The 20,464-nt window shown below is 72.6% G+C and carries 23 protein-coding genes and 2 tRNA genes; 12 read left to right on the top strand and 13 right to left on the bottom strand.

Annotated elements, in window-relative coordinates:
• Positions 1-7: 7 nt before the first annotated feature.
• The 5 genes from ABD268_RS12410 to ABD268_RS12390 all read right to left on the bottom strand — a co-directional run bounded on the left by ABD268_RS12410 (position 8) and on the right by ABD268_RS12390 (position 3,558).
• Positions 8-80, bottom strand: a tRNA-Glu gene (locus ABD268_RS12410).
• 89 nt (positions 81-169) lie between these two features.
• Positions 170-241: transfer RNA gene (locus tag ABD268_RS12405), tRNA-Gln, on the bottom strand.
• A gap of 46 nt (positions 242-287) precedes the next feature.
• Positions 288-1,244 (bottom strand): CPBP family intramembrane glutamic endopeptidase, encoded by a 957-nt coding sequence (locus ABD268_RS12400; protein WP_344152272.1) that lies wholly within the window; start codon positions 1,242-1,244, stop codon positions 288-290.
• Between the two features lies 1 nt (position 1,245).
• Positions 1,246-2,748, bottom strand: a complete 1,503-nt coding sequence (gene gltX, locus ABD268_RS12395) for a glutamate--tRNA ligase (protein WP_344152269.1) — start codon at positions 2,746-2,748, stop codon at positions 1,246-1,248.
• Complete coding sequence (locus ABD268_RS12390) at positions 2,749-3,558, bottom strand: fumarylacetoacetate hydrolase family protein (RefSeq protein WP_344152266.1); 810 nt, start codon at positions 3,556-3,558, stop codon at positions 2,749-2,751. It lies immediately after the preceding gene.
• Positions 3,559-3,604: 46 nt separating this feature from the next.
• Here ABD268_RS12390 and ABD268_RS12385 point away from each other — a divergent pair, with 46 nt between their 5' ends.
• The 4 genes from ABD268_RS12385 to ABD268_RS12370 all read left to right on the top strand — a co-directional run bounded on the left by ABD268_RS12385 (position 3,605) and on the right by ABD268_RS12370 (position 6,178).
• Entirely contained in the window at positions 3,605-4,474 is an 870-nt protein-coding gene (locus ABD268_RS12385) for a 3-methyladenine DNA glycosylase (protein ID WP_344152263.1), read from the top strand.
• A gap of 219 nt (positions 4,475-4,693) precedes the next feature.
• Positions 4,694-5,260 (top strand): M23 family metallopeptidase, encoded by a 567-nt coding sequence (locus ABD268_RS12380; RefSeq protein ID WP_344152260.1) that lies wholly within the window; start codon positions 4,694-4,696, stop codon positions 5,258-5,260.
• Between the two features lie 41 nt (positions 5,261-5,301).
• A complete protein-coding gene (locus ABD268_RS12375) occupies positions 5,302-5,577 on the top strand; it encodes a DUF2087 domain-containing protein (protein WP_344152257.1) in 276 nt (91 codons plus the stop codon).
• Entirely contained in the window at positions 5,570-6,178 is a 609-nt protein-coding gene (locus tag ABD268_RS12370; protein WP_344152254.1) for a pentapeptide repeat-containing protein, read from the top strand. The genes ABD268_RS12375 and ABD268_RS12370 overlap by 8 nt, the downstream gene beginning before the upstream one ends.
• Here ABD268_RS12370 and ABD268_RS12365 read toward each other — a convergent pair.
• Entirely contained in the window at positions 6,175-6,753 is a 579-nt protein-coding gene (locus ABD268_RS12365; RefSeq protein WP_344152251.1) for a TetR/AcrR family transcriptional regulator C-terminal domain-containing protein, read from the bottom strand. The two genes, ABD268_RS12370 and ABD268_RS12365, sit on opposite strands and share 4 nt — an antisense overlap.
• Before the next feature lie 112 nt (positions 6,754-6,865).
• Between ABD268_RS12365 and ABD268_RS12360 the strand changes: the two genes are divergently transcribed.
• Genes ABD268_RS12360 through ABD268_RS12350 form a run of 3 tightly spaced genes read left to right on the top strand, consistent with a single transcriptional unit; the run spans position 6,866 to position 8,794 of the window.
• A complete protein-coding gene (locus tag ABD268_RS12360) occupies positions 6,866-7,477 on the top strand; it encodes a biotin transporter BioY (RefSeq protein ID WP_344152248.1) in 612 nt (203 codons plus the stop codon).
• Positions 7,474-8,163, top strand: a complete 690-nt coding sequence (locus tag ABD268_RS12355; protein WP_344152245.1) for an energy-coupling factor ABC transporter ATP-binding protein — start codon at positions 7,474-7,476, stop codon at positions 8,161-8,163. The genes ABD268_RS12360 and ABD268_RS12355 overlap by 4 nt, the downstream gene beginning before the upstream one ends.
• A 25-nt stretch (positions 8,164-8,188) precedes the next feature.
• Positions 8,189-8,794 (top strand): CbiQ family ECF transporter T component, encoded by a 606-nt coding sequence (locus ABD268_RS12350; protein WP_344152242.1) that lies wholly within the window; start codon positions 8,189-8,191, stop codon positions 8,792-8,794.
• Positions 8,795-8,806: 12 nt separating this feature from the next.
• Here the strand turns inward: ABD268_RS12350 and bsaP are convergent, their stop codons facing one another.
• Positions 8,807-8,989 (bottom strand): biotin synthase auxiliary protein BsaP, encoded by a 183-nt coding sequence (gene bsaP, locus ABD268_RS12345; protein ID WP_344152239.1) that lies wholly within the window; start codon positions 8,987-8,989, stop codon positions 8,807-8,809.
• Positions 8,990-9,985, bottom strand: coding sequence for a biotin synthase BioB (bioB, locus tag ABD268_RS12340; RefSeq protein ID WP_344152236.1), 996 nt, complete (start codon positions 9,983-9,985; stop codon positions 8,990-8,992).
• 113 nt (positions 9,986-10,098) lie between these two features.
• Here bioB and ABD268_RS12335 point away from each other — a divergent pair, with 113 nt between their 5' ends.
• Genes ABD268_RS12335 through bioD form a run of 3 tightly spaced genes read left to right on the top strand, consistent with a single transcriptional unit; the run spans position 10,099 to position 13,180 of the window.
• A complete protein-coding gene (locus tag ABD268_RS12335) occupies positions 10,099-11,391 on the top strand; it encodes an adenosylmethionine--8-amino-7-oxononanoate transaminase (protein WP_344152233.1) in 1,293 nt (430 codons plus the stop codon).
• Positions 11,388-12,512, top strand: coding sequence for an 8-amino-7-oxononanoate synthase (locus ABD268_RS12330; protein WP_344152230.1), 1,125 nt, complete (start codon positions 11,388-11,390; stop codon positions 12,510-12,512). The genes ABD268_RS12335 and ABD268_RS12330 overlap by 4 nt, the downstream gene beginning before the upstream one ends.
• Positions 12,509-13,180, top strand: coding sequence for a dethiobiotin synthase (gene bioD, locus ABD268_RS12325; RefSeq protein WP_344152227.1), 672 nt, complete (start codon positions 12,509-12,511; stop codon positions 13,178-13,180). Before ABD268_RS12330 ends, bioD begins: the two co-directional genes overlap by 4 nt.
• 67 nt (positions 13,181-13,247) lie before the next feature.
• On the opposite strand, the gene ABD268_RS12320 is transcribed toward bioD, so the two are convergent.
• The 3 genes from ABD268_RS12320 to ABD268_RS12310 are packed head-to-tail and all read right to left on the bottom strand — an operon-like array spanning position 13,248 to position 15,648.
• A complete protein-coding gene (locus tag ABD268_RS12320; protein ID WP_344152224.1) occupies positions 13,248-13,634 on the bottom strand; it encodes a VOC family protein in 387 nt (128 codons plus the stop codon).
• A 49-nt stretch (positions 13,635-13,683) separates the two neighbouring features.
• Positions 13,684-15,075, bottom strand: coding sequence for an amidase (locus ABD268_RS12315; protein ID WP_344152221.1), 1,392 nt, complete (start codon positions 15,073-15,075; stop codon positions 13,684-13,686).
• A gap of 24 nt (positions 15,076-15,099) precedes the next feature.
• Positions 15,100-15,648 (bottom strand): NADPH-dependent FMN reductase, encoded by a 549-nt coding sequence (locus tag ABD268_RS12310; RefSeq protein WP_344152219.1) that lies wholly within the window; start codon positions 15,646-15,648, stop codon positions 15,100-15,102.
• Positions 15,649-15,777: 129 nt separating this feature from the next.
• On the opposite strand from ABD268_RS12310, the gene ABD268_RS12305 reads away from it, so the two are divergent.
• Both ABD268_RS12305 and ABD268_RS12300 read left to right on the top strand, forming a co-directional pair.
• On the top strand, positions 15,778-16,380 hold the full coding sequence (locus ABD268_RS12305; RefSeq protein WP_344152216.1) for a TetR/AcrR family transcriptional regulator: 603 nt from the start codon (positions 15,778-15,780) through the stop codon (positions 16,378-16,380).
• Positions 16,381-16,519: 139 nt separating this feature from the next.
• Entirely contained in the window at positions 16,520-16,954 is a 435-nt protein-coding gene (locus tag ABD268_RS12300; protein WP_344152213.1) for a hypothetical protein, read from the top strand.
• Between the two features lie 60 nt (positions 16,955-17,014).
• Here the strand turns inward: ABD268_RS12300 and cimA are convergent, their stop codons facing one another.
• Together cimA and ABD268_RS12290 are read right to left on the bottom strand one after the other, a co-directional pair.
• Complete coding sequence (cimA, locus tag ABD268_RS12295) at positions 17,015-18,607, bottom strand: citramalate synthase (protein WP_344152210.1); 1,593 nt, start codon at positions 18,605-18,607, stop codon at positions 17,015-17,017.
• Positions 18,608-18,799: 192 nt separating this feature from the next.
• A complete protein-coding gene (locus tag ABD268_RS12290; RefSeq protein WP_344152207.1) occupies positions 18,800-20,398 on the bottom strand; it encodes a serine/threonine-protein kinase in 1,599 nt (532 codons plus the stop codon).
• Positions 20,399-20,464 lie beyond the last annotated feature (66 nt).

The following is a 20,464-nucleotide window of genomic DNA, read 5'->3' as shown; positions in this document are numbered from 1 at the left end:
GAAGGTGTACCCCCGACCGGATTCGAACCGGCGCTACCGCCTTGAGAGGGCGGCGTGCTAGGCCGCTACACAACGGGGGCTTGCCTTGCATCTGCTCTTCAGCAGCGGGTGAAACCTTAGCGAAACCGCCCGTTTCACACCAAATCCCGGCCTGCTGACCGGGACTTCGCTGGGATACTAGGACTCGAACCTAGACTAACTGGACCAGAACCAGTCGTGCTGCCAATTACACCATATCCCAATGGTCTGGCCCTTCCGGAACGCCGTTCCCGAGCCGAGGAGAAACCTTACACAAGTCCTCTCGGGGCCACCAAAACGGCCGGGTTCGTGGCCGTTTCGAGCCCCCTGCGGCGGGCCACCAGCAGCGCGAGACCGAGGTAGACCAGCGACTGGGTGAGGGTCACCGGCAGGCTCCACCAGCTCCCACCGGTGGGGTTGAGGGTCGAGCCCATGTCGCCGAAGGCGAGCGCCAGCCCGAAGGCCAGCCAGTTGTTCAGCACGTGCATCGCGATGCCGGCCTCGAGCCCGCCCGTCGCGATCACCAGGACCCCCGCGACCACCCCGAACGCGAACCGGTCGAAGAAGACCGGCGCGCTCTGCGCCCCGTGCGCCAGCGCGAAGAGCAGGGCCGGCCCGAGGATGGCGGCCACCCGGTTGTTGAAGAGGCCGCCGAACGCCTGGGTGAGGTAGCCGCGGAAGGCGTACTCCTCCCCGGCCGCCTGCAGCGGCGTCAGCAGGAGCACGACGAGCAGGAAGTCGCGCGTGGTCCTGGTGAAGTCGTTGAGCGAGCCGCTCACCTGGGGATCGCTGGAGGACGCCGGCATCATCGCCGAGACCACCAGGGTGGCGAGGAGCGAGACGACCGCGAGCCCCAGGCAGGTCGCGAACCACCGCCACCGGATCCGCGGTCGGACCGACGCCAGCCAGCGCGGCAGCATCCCGTGCACGAGCCGGACGATCACCCAGGTCACCGGGATCGCGGCGGCCAGGACCAGGTTCAGGTAGGCCAGGCCCAGCGGCGTGGGGTCCTCGAGGTCGACGAGGCGCTGCATGCTGTCGCCGACCGGCTCGCCGGAGAGTGCGAACCAGCCGGCGAACGGGACCTGCAGCAGGAGCGGCACCAGCCCCAGCATCACCACGACGAACGCGAGGGTGCCGAGGACCGGTCGCCACCAGCCGGGACGACCGGCCCGCAGGACGAGGTGGTAGGGCAGCCCCTCCCCCGGGGCGGACGGGCTGCTCATCTCACGCCAGTGCGCTGCTCAGGCGGCCGAGGCCGCGCTCGCGACCCAGCAGCTCCAGCGACTCGAACAGCGGCGGCGAGATCCGGCGCCCGGTCACGGCCACGCGCACCGGCCCGAATGCGTGGCGGGGCTTGAGGCCCAGCTCGTCCACGAGCTTGGCCTGGAGCGCCTCGTGGATCGCCGCGGTCGACCACTCGTGCAGCCCGCTGAGGGCGTCGTACGACGCCTGCACGACCTGCCGGCCCTGCTCGTCGAGAAGCTTGGCCACGTCGGCCTCGTCGCGGGTGAAGGAGTCCTCGTCGACGAACAGGAAGCCCAGCATGTCGACGGCCTCGGTGAGCTTGTTGATCCGCTCCGCCACCAGCGGCATCGCCAGGTCCAGCAGCTGCCGGTCCGGCAGGCTGGTGGGGTCCAGGACACCGGCCGCCTCGAGGAACGGCAGCACCCGCTCGGTCATCTCCTCGACCGACAGCAGTCGCATGTGCGCGGCGTTGATCGCCTCGGCCTTCTTCAGGTCGAAGCGCGCCGGGTTGGGGTTCACGTCCCCGATCTCGAAGGCCTCGACCATCTCCTCGAGGCTGAAGATGTCGCGGTCGCCCGAGATCGACCAGCCGAGCAGGGCCAGGTAGTTGAGCAGCCCCTCGGGCAGGAAGCCCTGGTCGCGGTAGGCCATCAGATGGGCCTGCGGGTCGCGCTTGGACAGCTTCTTGTTGCCCTCGCCCATCACGTAGGGCAGGTGGCCGACGCGCGGCACGGTGCCGTTGCCGACGCCGATCTGCGCGAGCGCGTCGTACAGCGCGAGCTGGCGCGGGGTGGAGCTGAGCAGGTCCTCCCCGCGCAGCACGTGGGTGATCTCCATGAGCAGGTCGTCGACGGGGGCGACCAGCGTGTAGAGCGGGGCCCCGCTCGCGCGGCAGAGCGCGAAGTCGGGGACGAACTCGGTCTGGAAGGTGATCTCGCCGCGGACCAGGTCGTCGAAGGTGATCTCGCCCTCGGGCATCCGGAACCGGACGACCGGGTCGCGGTGCTGGTCGCGGAACGCCTCGACCTGCTCCTCGGTCAGCTCGCGGCAGAACCCGTCGTACCCCATCACCTTGGAGCCGGACGCCTTGCGCCGTGCCTCCACCTCGTCGGTGGTGCAGTAGCAGTCGTAGGTGAACTTGCTCTCGCGCAGCTTCGCGAGGACGTCGGCGTAGATGTCCGAGCGCTCCGACTGGCGGTACGGGCCGAACCGGCCGCCCTTGAGCGGGCCCTCGTCCCAGTCGAGGCCGAGCCACTGCATGACCTCGATCAGGCCCTCGTAGGACTCCTCGGTGTTGCGGGCGGCGTCGGTGTCCTCGATGCGGAAGACGAACGTGCCCTGCCCGCCCTTCAGCGCAGCGTGGCGGGCGAACGCCCAGTTGTAGAGGGCCGTCCGGGCCAGGCCGACGTGGGGGCTGCCGGTCGGGGACGGTGCCATCCGGACGCGGACGGGCCGATCGTTGGTCGAGCTTGTCGAGACCATTTAGCGCAGTGCCACCTTGTTCGTGAGAGTGCCGAGTCCGGCGATCGAGACCTCGATCTCGTCGCCGACGTTCATGGGGCCGACACCCTCGGGGGTGCCGGTGAGGATGACGTCGCCGGGCAGCAGCGTCATCACGCTCGAGACGTGAGCGATGAGTGTGGGGATGTCGAAGATCAGGTCCTTCGTGCTGCCGTCCTGCACGAGGTCGCCGTTGAGGAACGACTGGATCTTCACGCCGTCGGCGAAGGCCTGCGGGTCGAGGTCGGTCTCGATCCACGGCCCCAGCGGGCAGAACGAGTCGAAGCCCTTGGCGCGGGTGAACTGCACGTCGGACTTCTGCAGGTCGCGCGCGGTCACGTCGTTGGCGATCGTGTAGCCGTGGATCACGTCGGTCGCCTGCTCCGGCGGCACGTCGCGACAGATCCGGCCGATCACGACGGCCAGCTCCCCCTCGTAGTGGAGGTTCTGCGTCTGTGGCGGGTAGAAGATCGGGTCACCCGGGCCGACCACGCTGGTGTTCGGCTTGAGGAACATCAGCGGCTCCGCCGGCACCTCGCCGCCCATCTCCGCGGCGTGAGCGGCGTAGTTCTTGCCGATCCCGACGACCTTGCTTCGCGGCAGCACGGGCGCGAGCAGGCGCACGTCCTCGACGCGGTGCTCCTGGTCGAGCAGCTTGACCCCGACGTAGAGCGGGTCACCCGCCAGCGCGACGATCATGCTGCCCTCGGCGGGCTGGCCGAACTCGTCGAGCTCGCCGGTCACGACGCCGTAGAGCGGGTCTTCTCCCGTGGTGAACCTTGCGATGCGCACGGGGCCGAGCCTATCGACCGGCCGGGCACCACCTACCCTGCGGGGCGTGGACATCGAGGTGCTCGACGAGACGGCGTGGCGGGCGCGCGCCGCCGGGCACGCGGAGCGCGTCGACGCGTTCGTGAAGCCACACCTGGCGCGCCGCGAGTCCCGGGTCAAGCATCCCGTCCACGACTTCCTCTTCACCTACTACTCGCAGCGGCCGGCACAGCTGCGTCGGTGGCACCCGGGGTACGGCGTGGGGCTCGGCGGCGACGCCTCGGCGTACGCGGGGTTGAAGGGGTACGTGGTCGAGCCCGTCGAGACCACCACGGTGAGCGAGGAGTACGTCGCCTCGCAGCGGCCGCTGCTCGAGTCGCTGCACCGGCTGCTGGCCGCCACAGCGGGTCGCGCGCCCAACTTCGGCTGCTTCGGCATGCACGAGTGGGCGATGGTCTACCGACTGGCCGAGGACGAGACCCGGCACGCCGACTGGCCGCTGCGCCTGGGTCCGGCGGGCACGGACGCCGTGGTGGAGTCGCACCGGATCGCGTGCTCGCACTTCGACGCCTACCGGTTCTTCACCGGGCCGGCGCGACCGCTCAACACGCTCTCCCCCACCTCGGCCGACCGTCCGGCCTTCGAGCAGCCGGCCTGCCTGCACGCCGGGATGGACCTCTACAAGCACGCCTTCAGGCTGACGCCGATGATCTGCTCCGACCTGGTCGCGGACTGCTTCGAGCTGGCGCGGGACATCCGGGCCCTCGACATGCGCGCCGCGCCGTACGACCTCGCCGACCTCGGCTTCGAACCGATCCGGGTCGAGACCGCCGAGGGCAAGCAGGAGTACGCCGCGGCGCAGCGTGGGTTCGCCGAGCGCGGCGCCCCGCTCAGGGCCAGGCTCGTCACGGAGTGCGAGCGACTGCTCGCCGGATGACCCGGGGTCGGGGCGGGCTGCCCACGCAGCACCGCAGCGGAGCCCGCACGACCACCGTCTCCTTCTTCCAGCAGCGGGTCACCTCGGCCACCTTGCAGCGGCTGCAGTGGTAGCCCGCGTCGTCGGCGTAGAACGTCTGGACCTTGTCCCCGTTGCGCAGGAACCTCAGGGGCCCAATCGTCGCGCGGCGTCGGCGCCGTCCGGGTTAGGTTGGGGCGCATGCGCTCGGTCGTCGCACGTCTCACCGCCCTCGCCGTCCTCCCACTTCTGGTGGCGACGCTGCTCGCGCCGCCCGCCGACGCCGATCCGCGGTGGCACTTCTACACCAAGGACAAGACCCGCTACACCTCGCCGTGGTACGCCGGCGCGCACCGCATCATGGTGCCGTTCGGGTGCACGACCGCGCCGTACTACGACCCCGACCCCCGTTGCGAGCACGACCGCGGGTTCCACCACGGCATCGACATCGCGATGAAGTGCGGGACCAAGCTCTTCGCGCGGTACGGCGGCCGGGTCGTCTCCCACGAGTCGCTGGGGCCGGCGTACGGCGACAACCCGATGCTGATCCGCAACCGTCACCGCGGCTACGACCTGGTGATCGGGCACACCCGCAAGGTGTTTGCCCACCCCGGTGAGCGGATCCACCGCGGCCAGAAGATCGCGCTGGCCTCCGACAACGGCGCCCCCGACGGCTGCCACCTGCACTTCGAGAAACGCGACGTCAAGGGTGGCCTCGACACCGCCACCAAGCCCCGCAAGCTGCTGGGGCTCACGCCGTCTGAATAGTCGGGTGCGGGCCGTCGCCACCCGCACCTACGGTTGGGCGCATGGACGAACGCGATCGACGAGTGCTCGGCAACTTCCTCACCGACGACGGCCGGCTGCACACGATCCCCTCGAAGCGGTCCAAGCTGCTGGTCGTGCTCGACCACCTCGCCCAGGGCTTCGAGCCGGGCCGGCGCTACCCCGAGTCGGAGGTCAACGACGTCCTCGGCCGGGTGCACCCCGACCACGCCGCGCTGCGCCGCTACCTGGTGGAGAACCAGTTCATGGCCCGCGAGGACGGGGTCTACTGGCGCAGCGGCGGCACCGTCGATGTCTGAGACGGCCGTCGGCCACCACTTCCGCGGGGACGACTGGTACGGCGAGGACCTCGGCGCCGCGCGCTTCGAGGAGTGCACCTTCACCGACGTCGACCTCTCCGAGGTCAGCACGGCCGGCGCCGCCTTCGACCGCTGCACCTTCCACGGCTGCCGGCTCAACGCCTCGGTCCACCAGAGCTCGGCGTTCGTGGCCTGCGACTTCCGTCGCACCAGCTTCTTCGACGCGGTCTTCGAGGGCTGCAAGCTGCTGGGCTCGGTCTTCGCCGAGTGCACCCTGCGTCCGATCCGGGTGGTCGGCGGCCAGTGGCAGGGCGTCACCATCCGGGGCGGCAACCTGTCGAAGCTCGACCTGACCGGGCTCGACCTGCGCGAGGCCGACCTGTCGCTCGCGAACCTCAGCGGCACCTCGCTGCGCGACGCCCGGCTGGACGGCGCCACCCTGCGCGACACCGACCTCGGCGCCGCCGACCTGCGGGGGGCGAGCCTGGACCGAGTCGATCTCGCGGCCGCCCGGCTGCGGCGTACGAAGCTGGACCTGGCCGGTGCCGTGCTCCTCGCCGAGCTGCACGGCGCCGACGTGGACGCGTCAGTCCCGGGCTAGTCCGACGACACCCCGGAGCCTGCGGGCTGGTGCAGCCGGATCCCGTCCACCACGAGACCCAGCCCGAGCTCGAAGTCGGAGCCCTCGCGGGGGGCTCCGTCGATCGCGCCGGCGCTGCCGGCCTGGAGGTGGGTCTGCTCCTCGGAGACGTGGCCGAAGACGAAGTGCAGCAGGGTCCGCGCCGCGGTGCGGCCCAGCTCGGGAGGGAATCCTCCGTCGGCGAGCGCCTCGTCGAGCTCCTGCGCGGGACCGCCGGCGCCGAGGCCGAAGGCGTGCACGGTCGCGACCACCTCGGCGCCGTCCCGGTAGGCCAGCATCGCGTCGCGAAGCTCGCCGCAGACCGCGAGGACCCGGTCGTCCCAGGTGAGTCCCTCGCGTCGCGGTCGACGACCGCGGGCGAGGATCTCGTCGGCGACGGCGGCCAGCAGGGTCTGTTTGTTGGCGAAGTGGTGGTACAGCGCACTGGGCTGGACGCCCAGCTCGGCGCCGAGCCGCCGCATGGTCAGGTCGGCCAGGCCGTAGGTGTCGAGCACGACGAGGGCCCGCTCGACGATGTCGGACCGTTGGTAGCGCATGGGACTCCTGGGCTCGGGGCGGGGCCCGCTTTGACGGACACCCACCCCGAACCTAACCTGAACGCCGTTCACCTGACCACCGGCCTCGCCGACCAGCCCCCGAGGAACCCACGTGAAGAGCAACGACTCCGCCCGGCGCAGCACCGACCTCGCCCTGGTCGCGGGCTTCGCCGCGCTCGTGGCGGTCTGCGCCGTCCTGCCGTCGATCAACCTGACCGGACCGGTGCCGATCACCCTGCAGACGTTCGGCGTGCTCCTCTGCGGCGCCGTGCTCGGCGCGCGGCGCGGATTCCTGGCGGTGCTGCTCTACCTCGTCGTGGGCGCAGCCGGGCTGCCCGTCTTCGCTGGCGGGGCCGCGGGCCTGAGCGAGTTCACCAAGCCGTCGATGGGATACCTGATCGGCTTCCCGCTGGGTGCCGCGCTCTGCGGGCTGGTCGTGGAGCGGCTGCCCCGCCGCACGATCCAGTCCAGCGTCCCGGCGATCCTCCTGGCCGGCCTCGCCGGCACGCTGCTCAACCACGTGCTCGGGATGGCCGGGCTGGTGCTGCGCATCGACGGCCTGAGCTGGTCGGGGGCCTTCAACATCGACAAGGTGTTCTGGATCGGTGACGTGCTCAAGGCGGTCGCGATGGCGCTGGTCGCCACCGCGGTCCACCGCGCGTTCCCCGACCTGCTCGACCGCAGGGCTCCGGTCGAGGCCCGGGAGAGCTCGCTCACCGCGTGAGCACGATCAGCCTGGAGCGGGCGACCGTCCGGGTGCCCAGCAACGACGGGGACCTGACGATCCTGGAGGAGACCAGCCTCGAGCTCACCGAGCAGCGGATCGCGCTGGTGGGGCCGAACGGCTCGGGCAAGTCCACCCTCGCCCGGCTGCTCAACGGCCTGGTGACCGCCACCACCGGCCGGGTGCTGGTCGATGGCCTCGACGTCGCCCGGCAGGGACGCGACGTACGCCGTCGGGTCGGCTTCGTCTTCACCGATCCCGCGGCCCAGCTGGTCATGCCGACGGTGGTCGAGGACGTCGCGCTCTCGCTGCGCCGCACCCATCGCGACAAGGAGGGCCGCCGGCGGGCCGCCCTCCAGGTGCTGGCGTCCTACGGCCTCGGAGAGCTCGCGGACCGCAGCGTCCACACGCTCTCGGGCGGCCAGCGCCAGCTGCTGGCGCTGGCCGGCGTGCTGGCCACCGGCCCGGGGGTGCTCGTCGCCGACGAGCCGACGACGTTGCTCGACCTCGCGAACAGCCGGCGCATCGGCGAGCTCCTGCTCGGACTCCCCCAGCAGCTGGTGCTGGTGACCCACGACCTCGACCTGGCCGCCCGCTGCGAGCGCGCGCTGCTGGTGGACGGCGGGCGGGTCGTCGCGGACGGCGAGGCGGCCGAGGTCGTCGCGCACTACCGGACGACGGCATGAACATTCCACGGAGCGGGGACCCGGCATGAGCATGCTGGGCCTGCACCGGCCCGGCTCGACGCTGCTGCACCGGGCGCCGGCAGGCGCCAAGCTGCTGGGGCTGCTGGTCGCCGGCGTGCTCACACTGGTCCTGCGCGGGCCGATCAGCAGCGTGGTGGTGCTGGCGTGCGCCGCGCTCCTGGTCGCCTGGTCGGGCGCGGGCGTGCGGATCACGCTCCGGGCGTTGCGCGGCATCCTGCTGATGGCCGCCGCGCTGGGCGCGTACCAGCTCTGGCAGCAGGGCTGGCCGCGCGCGCTGGAGTCGGTGGGCGACCTCCTCGCCCTCGTCCTGCTCGCGACCGTGCTGACCGTGACCACGCCGGTCGACGAGGTCCTCGACACCGTGACCCGGGCCCTGCGCCCGCTGGGCCGGCTGGGCGTCGACGCCGACGGGGTGGCACTGGCCTTCGCCCTGACGATCCGGGCCATCCCCACCACCATCGGGATCGCGAACGAGACCCGGGACGCCGCGCTCGCCCGCGGCCTCCAGCGCGACCCACGGGCGCGGCTGACGCCGCTGGTGATCCGGGTGGTCGCCCACGCCCGCGCCACCGGCGACGCGTTGCACGCGCGCGGGATCGACGACGGCTGACCCGCAGAGGCGTCAGCCGGCGAGCACCCCGTGCTCCACGCACGTCGCGGTCCAGCCGCGCGGGGCGACCTGGACCTTCATCCGGCGTCGGCAGGAGGTGCAGAACCGCGGCGGCTCGAGCTCCAGCCGCGCCGCGCAGCCGGTGTGGTCACGCGCCTCGGCGGGTTCCCCGCAGTGGCCGCAGTACGTCTCCATCTACAGGGTCTTCGCGAGTTCCTTGATCGGCATCTTCAGGTCCGAGAGGAGCGCGAGGTCCTCGTCGGCGTCGCGGCCGAGGGTGGTCAGGTAGTTGCCCACGATCACCGCGTTGATGCCGCCGAGCAGGCCGTCGCGGGTGCCGAGGTCACCGAGGGTGAGCTCGCGCCCGCCGGCGTACCGCAGGATCGTGCGCGGCATCGCCAGCCGGAACGCCGCGATCGTGCGCAGCGCGTCCGCCGAACCCATGAGCGGCAGGTCGCCGAACGGGGTGCCGGGGCGCGGGTTCAGGAAGTTCAGCGGCACCTCGTGCGGGTCGAGCTCGGCCAGCTGGGCGGCCAGCTCGGCGCGCTGCTCGAGGCTCTCCCCCATCCCGACCAGGCCGCCGCAGCACAGCTCCATCCCGGCCTCCCGGACCATCTCGCAGGTCGCCCAGCGCTCCTCCCAGGTGTGGGTGGTGACCACGTGGGTGAAGTACGACCGCGCCGCCTCGAGGTTGTGGTTGTAGCGGTGCACGCCCATCGCGGCGAGGTCGTCGACCTGCTGCTGGGTGAGCATGCCCAGCGAGCAGGCGACGTTGATGTCCACGGCCTCCTGGATCGCCTTGATCCCGTCGCGGACCTGCGACATCAGCCGCTCGTCGGGGCCGCGGACGGCAGCGACGATGCAGAACTCGCTGGCGCCGGTGGCCGCGGTCTCCTGCGCGGCCCGCACCAGCTGCGGGATGTCGAGCCACACCGAGCGCACCGGCGAGGTGAACTGGCCGGACTGGCTGCAGAAGTGGCAGTCCTCGGGGCAGCCACCGGTCTTCAGGCTGATGATCCCCTCGATCTCGACCTCGGGCCCGCAGTGCTTCAACCGCACCGCGTGGGCCAGCTCGAGCAGCTCCGGGACCCGGTCGTCGGGGAGGCGGAGGACCTCCACCAGCTCGTCGTACGACAGGCCCTCGCCGTCGTCGAGGACCTTGTGGGCAGCGCGCTCGAGGATGTCGGTCACGGGCCACAGGGTAGACCGGATCCGGGCCGGAACTGAACAACGTTCTGAACAGTGTTCAGGAAGTGGGACGACCCCCGCTGCCGTCCTCGCCCCGAGCCTAGAATCGGCCCGCGATGACCGCCGTACCGACCGCCAGCAGCGAAGCCCTCCTCGACTTCGACCGGGCCCACCTGTGGCACCCCTACACCTCGATGACCGACCCGGCGCCCACGCGGCTGGTGACCGGCGCGGCGGGCGTCCGGCTGACGCTGGTCGACGGGACCGAGGTCGTCGACGCGATGTCGTCCTGGTGGGCGGCGATCCACGGCTACAACCACCCGGCACTGAACGCCGCGCTCGCCGCGCAGGCGGCCGACTTCGCGCACGTGATGTTCGGCGGCCTCACCCACGAGCCCGCGATCCGGCTGGCGCAGCGGCTGGTCGACCTGGCCCCGGCCGGCCTCGAGCACGTCTTCCTGGCCGACTCGGGCTCGGTCAGCGTCGAGGTCGCGCTGAAGATGGTGCTGCAGTACCAGCGCGGTGTCGGCCATCCCGAGCGAACCCGGATGCTCACCGTGCGCGGCGGCTACCACGGCGACACGTTCGGCTGCATGAGCGTGTGCGACCCGGTGGGCGGCATGCACTCGATGTTCGCCGACGTGCTGCCGGAGCAGGTGTTCGCGCCCCGGCCGCCGGCCGCCGAGGACGGGGTCGCGGCCTGGGCGGAGGCCTTCGAGGCAGTCGCCGCCGCGCACGCCCACGAGCTGGCCGGCATCATCGTCGAGCCGCTGCTCCAGGGAGCCGGCGGCATGCACGTCTACCCCGCCGCCTGCCTGGCCGTGATGCGCGAGGTGGCCGACCGGCATGGACTGGTGCTGGTCCTCGACGAGATCGCCACCGGGTTCGGCCGCACCGGCACGTTCTTCGCCGCCGAGGCCGCCGGCGTGACCCCGGACGTCATGTGCCTCGGCAAGGCGCTCACCGGCGGCTACCTGACCCTGGCCGCGGTGCTCTGCACGCCGCGGATCGCGGTCGGGCTCTCCCACTCCGAGTCCGGCGTCCTCATGCACGGCCCGACGTACATGGGCAACCCGCTGGCCTGCGCGGTCGCGCTCGCCGGACTCGACCTCCTCGCCGACGGCGCCTGGAAGGCCGACGTCGGACGCATCCACGCCGCCCTCACGGCGGGGCTCGCGCCGGTGCGGCACCTCCCGGGGGTCGTCGACGTCCGCACCCTCGGAGCCGTGGGCGTGGTGCAGCTCGACCACCCCGTGGACGTGGCGAAGGCGACCGAGGTCGCGATCGAGAACGGGGTGTGGCTGCGGCCGTTCCGCGACCTGATCTACACGATGCCGCCCTACGTCTCGACCGACGAGGACCTGGCCCGGATCTGCACGGCGATCGGGGCCGCGGCGGGGGTGGCGTGAGCACCCCCTGGGGCGACTGGCTCACGGCGCAGGCCGACCAGCGCGAGCTCGACGGCCTGCGCCGCAGCCTCACGCCACGGGCAGCGGGCGACCGGGTCGTCGACCTCGCCGGCAACGACTACCTCGGGCTCTCCCACCATCCCGCCGTCGTCGCCGCGGCGGCGGTCGCGGCCCGCACCTGGGGCGCGGGGGCCGGGGCGTCGCGGCTGGTCACCGGCACCCTGCAGGTCCACGCCGACCTCGAGGCCGCGCTGGCGGCGTACCTCCGGCAGCCCGCGGCGCTGGTCTTCTCGACCGGCTACCACGCGAACCTGTCCGTCGTCAGCGCGCTGGCCGACCGCGAGTGCCGGGTCGTCTCCGACGCGCACGTCCACGCCTCGCTCGTCGACGCCGTCCGGCTCTCGCGGGCCGCGCTGACGGTCGTGCCGCACAACGCCGTGGCCGCGGTCCGCTCCGCGCTCGCGGGCAGCCGGGGCCGGCGCACGCTCGTGCTGGCCGAGTCCGTCTACTCGGTGCTCGGCGACCGGGCCCCGCTCGTCGAGCTGGCCGCGGTCTGCGAGGAGTACGACGCCCTCCTGGTCGTCGACGAGGCGCACGGCCTCGGCGTCCACGGGGCCGGGCTCGTGGAGCAGCTCGGGCTGGCCGGCCTCCCGCACGTGGTGGTCACCGCGACGCTGTCCAAGTCCCTCGGCAGCCAGGGCGGGGCCGTGCTCGGCTCCTCGGCTCTGGTCGAGCACCTGGTCAACCGGGCGCGGCCGTTCATCTTCGACACCGGCCTCGCCCCCACCTCGACCGCGGCCGCGCTGGCCGCCCTCGAGGTGTTGCGCGCCCACCCCGGGCTGCCCGGGCTGGTGCGCCGCCGGGTCGACGACCTCGCCGCCGCGCTCGGGGTCGAGCCGCCGGCAGGCGCGGTGCTGTCGGTGCCGATGCCGTCGCCGCGGGTGGCGCTCGCGGCCCAGGCCTCGGCGCTGGCCCAGGGGGTGCGGGTCGGGTGCTTCCGGCCGCCGTCGGTCCCCGACGGGATCTCCCGGCTGCGGGTCACGGTCGGCGCCGGGGTGCCCGCGGAGGACTGGGCGCGGGCGACCGAGGTGCTGGTCGCGGTCGTGAAGGAACATTCGTGAGCCGGGTGGTCGTCGTCACCGGCACGTCCACCGGGATCGGCAAGACCGTGGCGACGGCCGCGCTGGCGGCGCGCGCGCTCGCGGCCGGGGAGTCGGTCGTGGTGGTGAAGCCGGTGCAGACCGGCATCGCCGACGGTGACTCCGACGCGGCCGAGGTGCACCGGCTGACCGGGTGCGCGGTGCAGGAGCACACCGCACTCGACGAGCCGCTCGCCCCGGACACCGCGGCACGGCGGGCCGGCGTACGGATCCCGACGGTCGCGGAGCACGCCGATCGGGTGCGGGTGCTCACGGAGTTCCACGACACGGTGCTCGTGGAGGGCGCCGGCGGGCTGCTGGTGCGGCTGGACACCGAGGGCGGCACCCTGCTCGACCTCGCGGCCGAGCTGGCACGGAGCGTGCCGACCGAGGTGGTCGTCGTGGCCGCCGCCGGCCTGGGCACCCTCAACCACACCGAGCTGACCGTCGGCGCCCTGCGCGCCCGCGGGCTGGAGCCCGCCGGGCTCGTCGTCGGCTCCTGGCCCGTCGCGCCGGGGCTGGCCGAGCGGTGCAACGCCGAGGACCTGCCGCGGGTGACCGGCGTGCCGGTGCTGGCCACCCTCCCGGCGGGTGCGGGGGCGCTGGACCGGGAGACGTTCCTCGCAAGGTCCGTCACCTGGTTCGCCTGACCGTCCCCGCGACGTCATCCGGGGCGCCGTCCCGACGACCAGCTCGTACGACGTCCGGCCGCCGGATTCAGGCCAGGGGCTGGTTGAGGAACCACCGGTGCCCGAACGGGTCGCGCAGCACGGCCACGCGTCCGACGGGCGGACTGTCCTCGGGTCCCCGGTCCACCAGCGCACCGGCCGCGCGTGCCGCCTCGGTCATCCGGTCGACGTCCGCGACGCTCAGGTGCAGGGTGACCGGGCTGCCCTCCCCCACCAGCGGTGCCGGGCACTTCAGCTCGGGGTGGGCGTCCGCCATCATCAGCCGGGCCCCGCCGATCTCCAGCTCCACGTGCCCGATCCGCCCGTCGGGCATCTCGATCGGCTCGACGCTCACCACGGCGCCGAGCGCGTCGGCGTACCACCTGATCGCGGCCCGGGCGTCGCCCACCGACAGGTACGGAGTCAGCTCGCTCATGCCGACACTGTCGCACGCGGCGGAGACGACCGGCGCCATGCGGAAGGGCTCACCACCCGGGCGGGCGCCGGTCCGACCAGGGCGCCGAGGTCTCCACCTGGGCCGCCAACGAGAGCAGCAGCTCCTCCTCGGCCGGGCGCGCGGCGAGCATCACACCGACCGGCAGCCCGGCGTCGGTCCAGTGCAGCGGCAACGAGACCGCGGGCATCCCGGTGACGTTCCACGCCGAGGTCCAGGGCGTGTAGTCCTTCTGGGCCGCGAAGTCCGCGGCCGGGTCGTCGTCGTCGCGGAGCGCGCCGACCGGCAGCGGCGGGGTGGCGACGGTCGGCGTCAGCACCGCGTCGTACGGCGCGAGCGCGGTCAGCGCGGTGGCGGCGAAGCGGCGCATCGCCCCGATCGCGAGGCCGAACTCCGGCCCACTGACCGCCCGTCCGCGCTCGGTCAGCCAGCGCGTCAGCGGGCGCAGCAGGTGCTCCCGCTCGGGAGGGACCACCGAGAGCGCGGTGAGCACGGACCAGCAGGTCTCGAAGACGGGTACGGCGTCGCGCGGGAGCGGCACGGCGATGTCGACGACGTCGTGGCCGAGCGACTCCAGGAGTCGCGAGGTGTCCTCCCAGGCGGTCACGCACTCGGGGTCCACGGCGACGTCGGCGATCACCGGCTCCACGAACCGCGCGATCCGCAGCCGCCCCGGTTCGCGGTCGCAGGCAGCCAGGAACGACGCGTCCGGCGGCGGCGCCCAGAACGGGTCTCCCGGGCGACGCCCGGCCAGCACGTCCAGCAACGCCGCGGCGTCGCGCACGGTGCGGGCCAGCGAGCCGGCGGTCGCCAGCCCCACGGGGTCGCCGTACATCGGGTGTCCGCTGATCCGCCCGCGCGACGGCTTGAGCCCGACCAGGCCACAGCACGACGCGGGGATCCGGATCGACCCGCCTCCGTCGGAGCCCTGGGCGACGGGCACCAGCCCGGCCGCGACCGCCGCGGCCGCACCGCCGGAGGAGCCACCCGCCATCCGGCTCCGGTCGTACGGCGTGACCGCGGGCGGTGCCACGGCGGGCTCGGTGTAGCACGGTGAGCCGAACTCCGGGGTGCTGGTCTTGCCGAGGCTGACCATCCCCGCGGCCTCGATCGCGAGCGTGACCCCGTCGGAGATGTCGGGCACGAAGTCGCGGAACGCCTCGGAGCCGAAGGTGGTGCGCACCCCCGCCGTGAGGTTCAGGTCCTTGATCGCGGTCGGCACCCCGGACAGCGGCGACTCCCCCGGCGCCAGGGCCGCGGCCCGGTCGCGGGCCCGCTCGGGGGTGAGCGTGACGAACGCGCCGACCGAGTCGAGCCGGTCGGCGCGTTCGAGGTAGTGCCCGACGAGCTCGAGGGGTGACACCTCGCGGCGTCGGACGAGCTCGCCCTGCTCCAGCGCGGTCAGGTCGTGGAGGTCGCCCATGACCGCACGCTAGCGGCTGACGGCTCAGGCGGCCGCCGCGTCGGCGTCGTACTCGGCGAGCGTGCGGATCGCACCGGCGAGCCGCTCGAGGACCGCGGGGTCGGTGAGCACGTCGACCTCGAGCGCGGACTGCGACACGGTGACGTCCTCGACGACCACGGCACCGGCGATGCCGGCGGAGCGGGCGGTGTCCTGGTGGGCCCACTTCCCGCCGTACGGCGTGGGCGTGGCGCCGATGACGCCGAACGGCTTGCCCCTCAGGGCGCCGACGCCGTAGGGCCGCGACAGCCAGTCGATGGCGTTGTTGAGGACGGCGGGCATGGTGCCGTTGTACTCGGGGGTCACCGCCAGCACGCGGTCCGCGAGCGTCACCTGGTCGCGGAGCGCGGCCGCGGCGGAGGGGACGTTCTCGCCGTCGAGGTCCTCGTTGTAGAACGGCAGCTCGTGGAGGTTCTCGGCGATCTCCACCTCGACGCCGGCAGGCGCGAGCTCCGCCAGCTTCTCGGCGATGCGACGGTTCAGCGAGTCGGCGCGGAGGCTGCCGACGAGGACGAGGACGCGGGTGTTGGTCATGCGGGGGCTCCTGCGGGGGTCGGGGAGACGTTCGCCCGACCAAACGGACCACGGTCCGGTTCTTATTCCCTGCACCCCCAGTTTTCGGCGCGACCACCGCCCGATCCCGCCCCTAGAGTGAGCGACGTCATGTCCGGTCCCCACTTCCTGCACCTCGTCGACGAACCGCACCGCGAGCGTCGCGACGCCGCGCGCAACCGCGAGGCGCTGCTGCGCGCCGCCCAGCAGCTGGTCGACGTCTGCGGGGTCGACGGCGTCACCATGGACGCGGTGGCCACCGCGGCGGGCGTCGGCAAGGGCACGGTGTTCCGGCGCTTCGAGTCCCGCGAGGGACTGATGGCCGCGCTGCTCAACCACTCGGAGACCGAGTGGCAGGCGGCGGTCATGTCCGGGCCGCCACCGCTGGGTCCCGGGGCCGGGCCGTGGGAGCGACTGATGGCCTTCGGCCGGTCGCGGCTGGACACGACGCTGCTGCACGCCGACCTGATCCGCGAGGCGGGTCGCGCCGGAACGCGCTCCTACGCGGCGTACTCCTTCGCCGCGATGCACGTGCGCCTCCTGCTCTCCGAGCTCGGGGTGACCGGCGACCTGCCGCTGCTGGCGACCGCGCTGATGGCGCCCCTGGAGGCGCCGGTCCTGGACCAGCAGGTGCGGATCGAGGGACTCGACGTCGACCGCGTCTACGCCGGCTGGATCGACCTCGCCCGACGCGTCGTCCGCTCACCATCCTGAGCGCCGCTTTACCCACTACCGCAGACGGACTGGGGAAAGACCACCAAATTCAGGCATGACCCGTCCAGACGTCCTTTCTAGGTTCTAACCAAGGGAGGACAGGCCTTCCCACTTGATTGAGGCCTAGGGGGCCAAGACAATGCACAAGACCACGAAGACTGTGGGTGCGGGCGTAGCAGCACTGGCTACGGTCGCCCTCACCGCTGGCGCGGCGAGCGCCGACAACTCCATCATCAAGATCGGCAAGTACGGCGAGCTCTCCGCGAGCCACAAGATCGCCTGGGTCAAGACCAAGGTCGCTTGCTCCGAGGACACCACCAGCGCGTTGCTCCAGACGACGCTGACCCAGGTCACGCACGGCAGCGTGCAGACCAACACCGGTCAGGTCACGTCGATCAACGCGTTCGAGTGCTCGGGCGAGGAAGAGGTCATGTACGTGCCGGTTCGCAGGCCCACCGGCGGTTACAAGTGGGTCAAGGGCGCGGCCCGTGCGTCGAACTTCGTGTTCATCACGCAGGACCCGTCCGGCACCTTCCAGGACACGGCCAAGGGTCGCACGATCTACCTCCGGTGATCGCTGACTCCTGAGAAGGCCCCTCCCTCCCGCTTCCGGGAAGGAGGGGCCTTCTGCTGCTCAGAGGTGCTGGCGGCGCAGCCCGAAGGTGAGCCCGTCGACCAGGGCACCCCAGGACGCCTCGATCACGTTGTGGCCGACGCCCACGGTGACCCACGAGGACTCCCCGTCGCTGGTCTCGATCAGCACCCGCGTGATCGCGTCGGTGCCGTGCCCCTGGTCGAGGATGCGGACCTTGTAGTCGATCAGCTCGAACTTCGCGACCTCCGGGTAGGCCTGCCCGATCGCCTCGCGCAGCGCCTGGTCCAGCGCGTTGACCGGGCCGTTGCCCTCACCGGTGACGACGAAGCGCACCCCGTCCGCCTTGAGCTTCACGGTCGCCTCCGAGACCGCTTCCTCGCCGGCCCGCGACCGGGGCAGCGTCTCGGTGATCACCCGCCAGGACTCGATCTCGAAGTACGACGGCCGCCGGCCCTCGACCTCCTCGAGAAGCAGCAGCTCGAACGACGCGTCCGCCGCCTCGAAGGTGTAGCCGCGGGACTCCAGCTCCTTGACCCGGTCGGTCACCCGGGTCACCAGCTCCAAGTCATGAGACAGGTCGAAGCCCAGCTCGCGGCCCTTGAGCTCGATCGACGCGCGCCCGGCCATGTCCGAGACGAGCAGCCGCATGTCGTTGCCGACGCCCACCGGGTCCATGTGCTGGTAGAGGTTCGGGTCGACCTTGATCGCGCTCGCGTGCAGCCCGGCCTTGTGCGCGAACGCCGAGGTGCCGACGTACGGCTGCCGCGAGGCGGGCGGGAAGTTCGTGACCTCGGCGACCGCGTGCGCGATCCGGGTGGCCTCGCGGAGCAGACCCGGGGGCAGCACCTGCCGCTCCAGCTTGAGCTCGAGGTTGGCGACCACCGTGACGAGGTCGGCGTTGCCGGTCCGCTCGCCGTACCCGTTGATCGTGCCCTGGACGTGGCTGGCCCCGGCGTCGACCGCGGCCAGGGTGTTGGCGACCGCGCATCCGGTGTCGTTGTGGCAGTGGATGCCGACCCGGACCCCCGTCGTGTCGACGACGTCGTGGACCACGTCGGCCACCCAGCCGGGCAGCATCCCGCCGTTGGTGTCGCACAGCGCGACCACCTCGGCGCCCGCGTCGTACGCCGTGCGCAGCACCTCGAGCGCGTAGTCCCGGTTGGCCCGGTAGCCGTCGAAGAAGTGCTCGGCGTCGAGGAAGACCTGCTGGCCCTCTGCGCGCAGGTGGCTGACGGTGTCGCGGATCATCGCGAGGTTCTCCTCGAGCGTGGTCCGCAGCGCCAGCTCGACGTGCCGGTCGTGGGACTTGGCGACCAGCGTGACCACGCCGGCGCCGCTGTCGCGCAGGGCCCCGACCAACGGGTCGTCGGCGGCCTTCACGCCCGCGCGGCGGGTGGCGCCGAACGCGGCCAGCTGCGCGTGCCGCAGGTCCAGCTCCTCGGTGGCCCGGCGGAAGAACTCGGTGTCCTTGGGGTTGGCGCCCGGCCAGCCGCCCTCGATGTAGCCGACCCCCAGGCCGTCCAGCTGCCGGGCGATGCTCAGCTTGTCGGCGACGGAGAGGTTCAGCCCCTCCTGCTGCGCGCCGTCACGCAGGGTGGTGTCGTAGACGTGGAACGCGCCGTGCAGGTCCATCGGTCTGTCTCTTCCGTGATGCGGTCCGGGCAACAAAAAGACCTCCCGGATTACGAGAGGTCTGCGCGTCGGCGGCCCCGGGGTGGGGCGTCGACGCGCTAGGTAATGATCACCTGCTGCTGCATGCCACCCATGCTGCCACGGGCCTCCCAGCGGGGATGCCGGGATCTCGCGATGCGAACCCGCGCGGGCTCAGCCGAGGGGGAGCCCATCCGGCAGGGAGAGCCCGGCGAACGGCTGGTCCCGGGCCGGGGTCCAGGAGATGCCGGACGTGTCCAGGCGGAGCAGCAGCACCACCGCCACCGCGACCACGATCAGGACCGACCCCACCCAGTGCTGCGGCGAGGCCGAGGCGGGGTTGACCACGCGGCCCACCGACGAGCGCACGCGCGAGCCGCCCGGTCCCAGCCACAGCGAGGCCGAGAAGGCGATCCCGCCCACGAACAAGGTGGCCGGCAACCCCGCGGCCACGGCGTAGCAGATCAGGGCCGCGGCCACGGCCAGGCCCAGGCTCCACAGCGCCAGCAGCACGGTGCCGCCGATCGCGCGCACCAGGTGCCAGGGGGCAGCCAGCAGGAACTGGACCCCGTCGTACCACTTGCGGCCGCGCAGCCGACGACGATCGCCCGCCGCGCTGGCGGCCAGCGACCCGCTGCGGAGCAGCCAGGCCAGCAGGAGCAGCGCGGCGGTGGCCGGCCACGGGAACGCCGCGATCCCGGCGCCTGCGGCGAGCGCCGCGCCGCCGAGCAGCACGCCGCGGCGCATCCGTTCCGGCCACGGGACTCGCGTGGGCTGCGGCGGCCACTCCTCGCCCTCGGCGGGCCACTGCTCCGCCAGGGCGCGGGTGGGCAGCTCGCTGTCTCCCGGGTCGACGAGGGTCTCGCGGTGCAGCTGGTCGGTGGGGTCGTACGCCGCGGCCTGGGCCGCGAACGCCAGCGGCACCGTGTGGGGGTCCTCGACGGCGACGGGCGGCACCCGGGAGGTGCTCGGACGCAGCCAGCCGAGCAGGTCCTCCACGCCGGGGCGACGGCCGGGCTCGGGGTCGAGGGCGGCCTCGACGATGCCGCGCAGCTGCGCCGGCAGCCCGTCGAGGTCGTGCTCGCCCCGGCGTACCCGGTCCATGATCGCCATCGACGGACCGCGCCCGAACGGGGGCCGGCCGGTGCCGGCGTACGCCACCGTCGCCGCCCACGAGTGGACGTCGGAGCCGGCGGTCGCGTCGTCGCCGTACAGGATCTCGGGGGCGAGGTACCCGGGCGTGCCGAGCAGCCAGCCGGTGTGGGTGAGCTTGGGGTCGTCGGCCACCCGCGCCAGGCCGAAGTCGATCAGGATGGGGGTCCGCCCCTCCATCAGCACGTTGGAGGGCTTGACGTCACGGTGCAGCACCCCGACGCCGTGCACGGACGCGAGCCCCTCGGCCAGGCAGCCGGCGAACCAGATCAGGTCGGGTCCGGTGATCGGCCCCTCGTCGATGACGTGGTCGTGCAGCGAGAGGCCCGGCACGTAGCGGGTGGCGACGAACGGGATCTCCCCCCAGGGGTCCGCGTCGACGATCTCCGCGACCCACTTGCTCCGGATCCGGCTCAGTGAGCTCACCTCGCGGGCCAGCCGGGCGCGCGCCTCGTCATCGCCCACGATGTGCGGACGCAGCACCTTGAGCGCGACCCGCTCTCCCCCCGGCTTGCGGGCCAGGTGGACCACGCCCATGCCGCCCTCGCCGATGCGTGAGAGCAGGGTGTAGTCGCCCACGGTCCTGCTCTCAGGCAGGTGGGGGCGCGGCGAGGTCGTCACGGACCGAGGTTACTAGCGCCGCCGGCGTCCTTGCCTCGCGCGCCGCGCCGCGCTCCCACCGGAGGA

The organism is Nocardioides koreensis (genome assembly GCF_039531775.1).
GTDB classification, from domain to species: domain Bacteria; phylum Actinomycetota; class Actinomycetes; order Propionibacteriales; family Nocardioidaceae; genus Nocardioides; species Nocardioides koreensis.
This window is presented reverse-complemented; position numbering and strand designations above follow the sequence as displayed.

Coding starts and splice junctions, on each gene's coding strand:
- ABD268_RS12400 (WP_344152272.1), bottom strand. CDS start 1,244: ATGAGCAGCCCGTCCGCCCCGGGGGAGGGGCTGCCCTACCACCTCGTC.
- gltX (WP_344152269.1), bottom strand. CDS start 2,748: ATGGTCTCGACAAGCTCGACCAACGATCGGCCCGTCCGCGTCCGGATG.
- ABD268_RS12380 (WP_344152260.1), top strand. CDS start 4,694: ATGCGCTCGGTCGTCGCACGTCTCACCGCCCTCGCCGTCCTCCCACTT.
- ABD268_RS12375 (WP_344152257.1), top strand. CDS start 5,302: ATGGACGAACGCGATCGACGAGTGCTCGGCAACTTCCTCACCGACGAC.
- ABD268_RS12370 (WP_344152254.1), top strand. CDS start 5,570: ATGTCTGAGACGGCCGTCGGCCACCACTTCCGCGGGGACGACTGGTAC.
- ABD268_RS12365 (WP_344152251.1), bottom strand. CDS start 6,753: ATGCGCTACCAACGGTCCGACATCGTCGAGCGGGCCCTCGTCGTGCTC.
- ABD268_RS12350 (WP_344152242.1), top strand. CDS start 8,189: ATGAGCATGCTGGGCCTGCACCGGCCCGGCTCGACGCTGCTGCACCGG.
- bsaP (WP_344152239.1), bottom strand. CDS start 8,989: ATGGAGACGTACTGCGGCCACTGCGGGGAACCCGCCGAGGCGCGTGAC.
- ABD268_RS12335 (WP_344152233.1), top strand. CDS start 10,099: ATGACCGCCGTACCGACCGCCAGCAGCGAAGCCCTCCTCGACTTCGAC.
- ABD268_RS12320 (WP_344152224.1), bottom strand. CDS start 13,634: ATGAGCGAGCTGACTCCGTACCTGTCGGTGGGCGACGCCCGGGCCGCG.
- ABD268_RS12315 (WP_344152221.1), bottom strand. CDS start 15,075: ATGGGCGACCTCCACGACCTGACCGCGCTGGAGCAGGGCGAGCTCGTC.
- ABD268_RS12310 (WP_344152219.1), bottom strand. CDS start 15,648: ATGACCAACACCCGCGTCCTCGTCCTCGTCGGCAGCCTCCGCGCCGAC.
- ABD268_RS12305 (WP_344152216.1), top strand. CDS start 15,778: ATGTCCGGTCCCCACTTCCTGCACCTCGTCGACGAACCGCACCGCGAG.
- ABD268_RS12300 (WP_344152213.1), top strand. CDS start 16,520: ATGCACAAGACCACGAAGACTGTGGGTGCGGGCGTAGCAGCACTGGCT.
- cimA (WP_344152210.1), bottom strand. CDS start 18,607: ATGGACCTGCACGGCGCGTTCCACGTCTACGACACCACCCTGCGTGAC.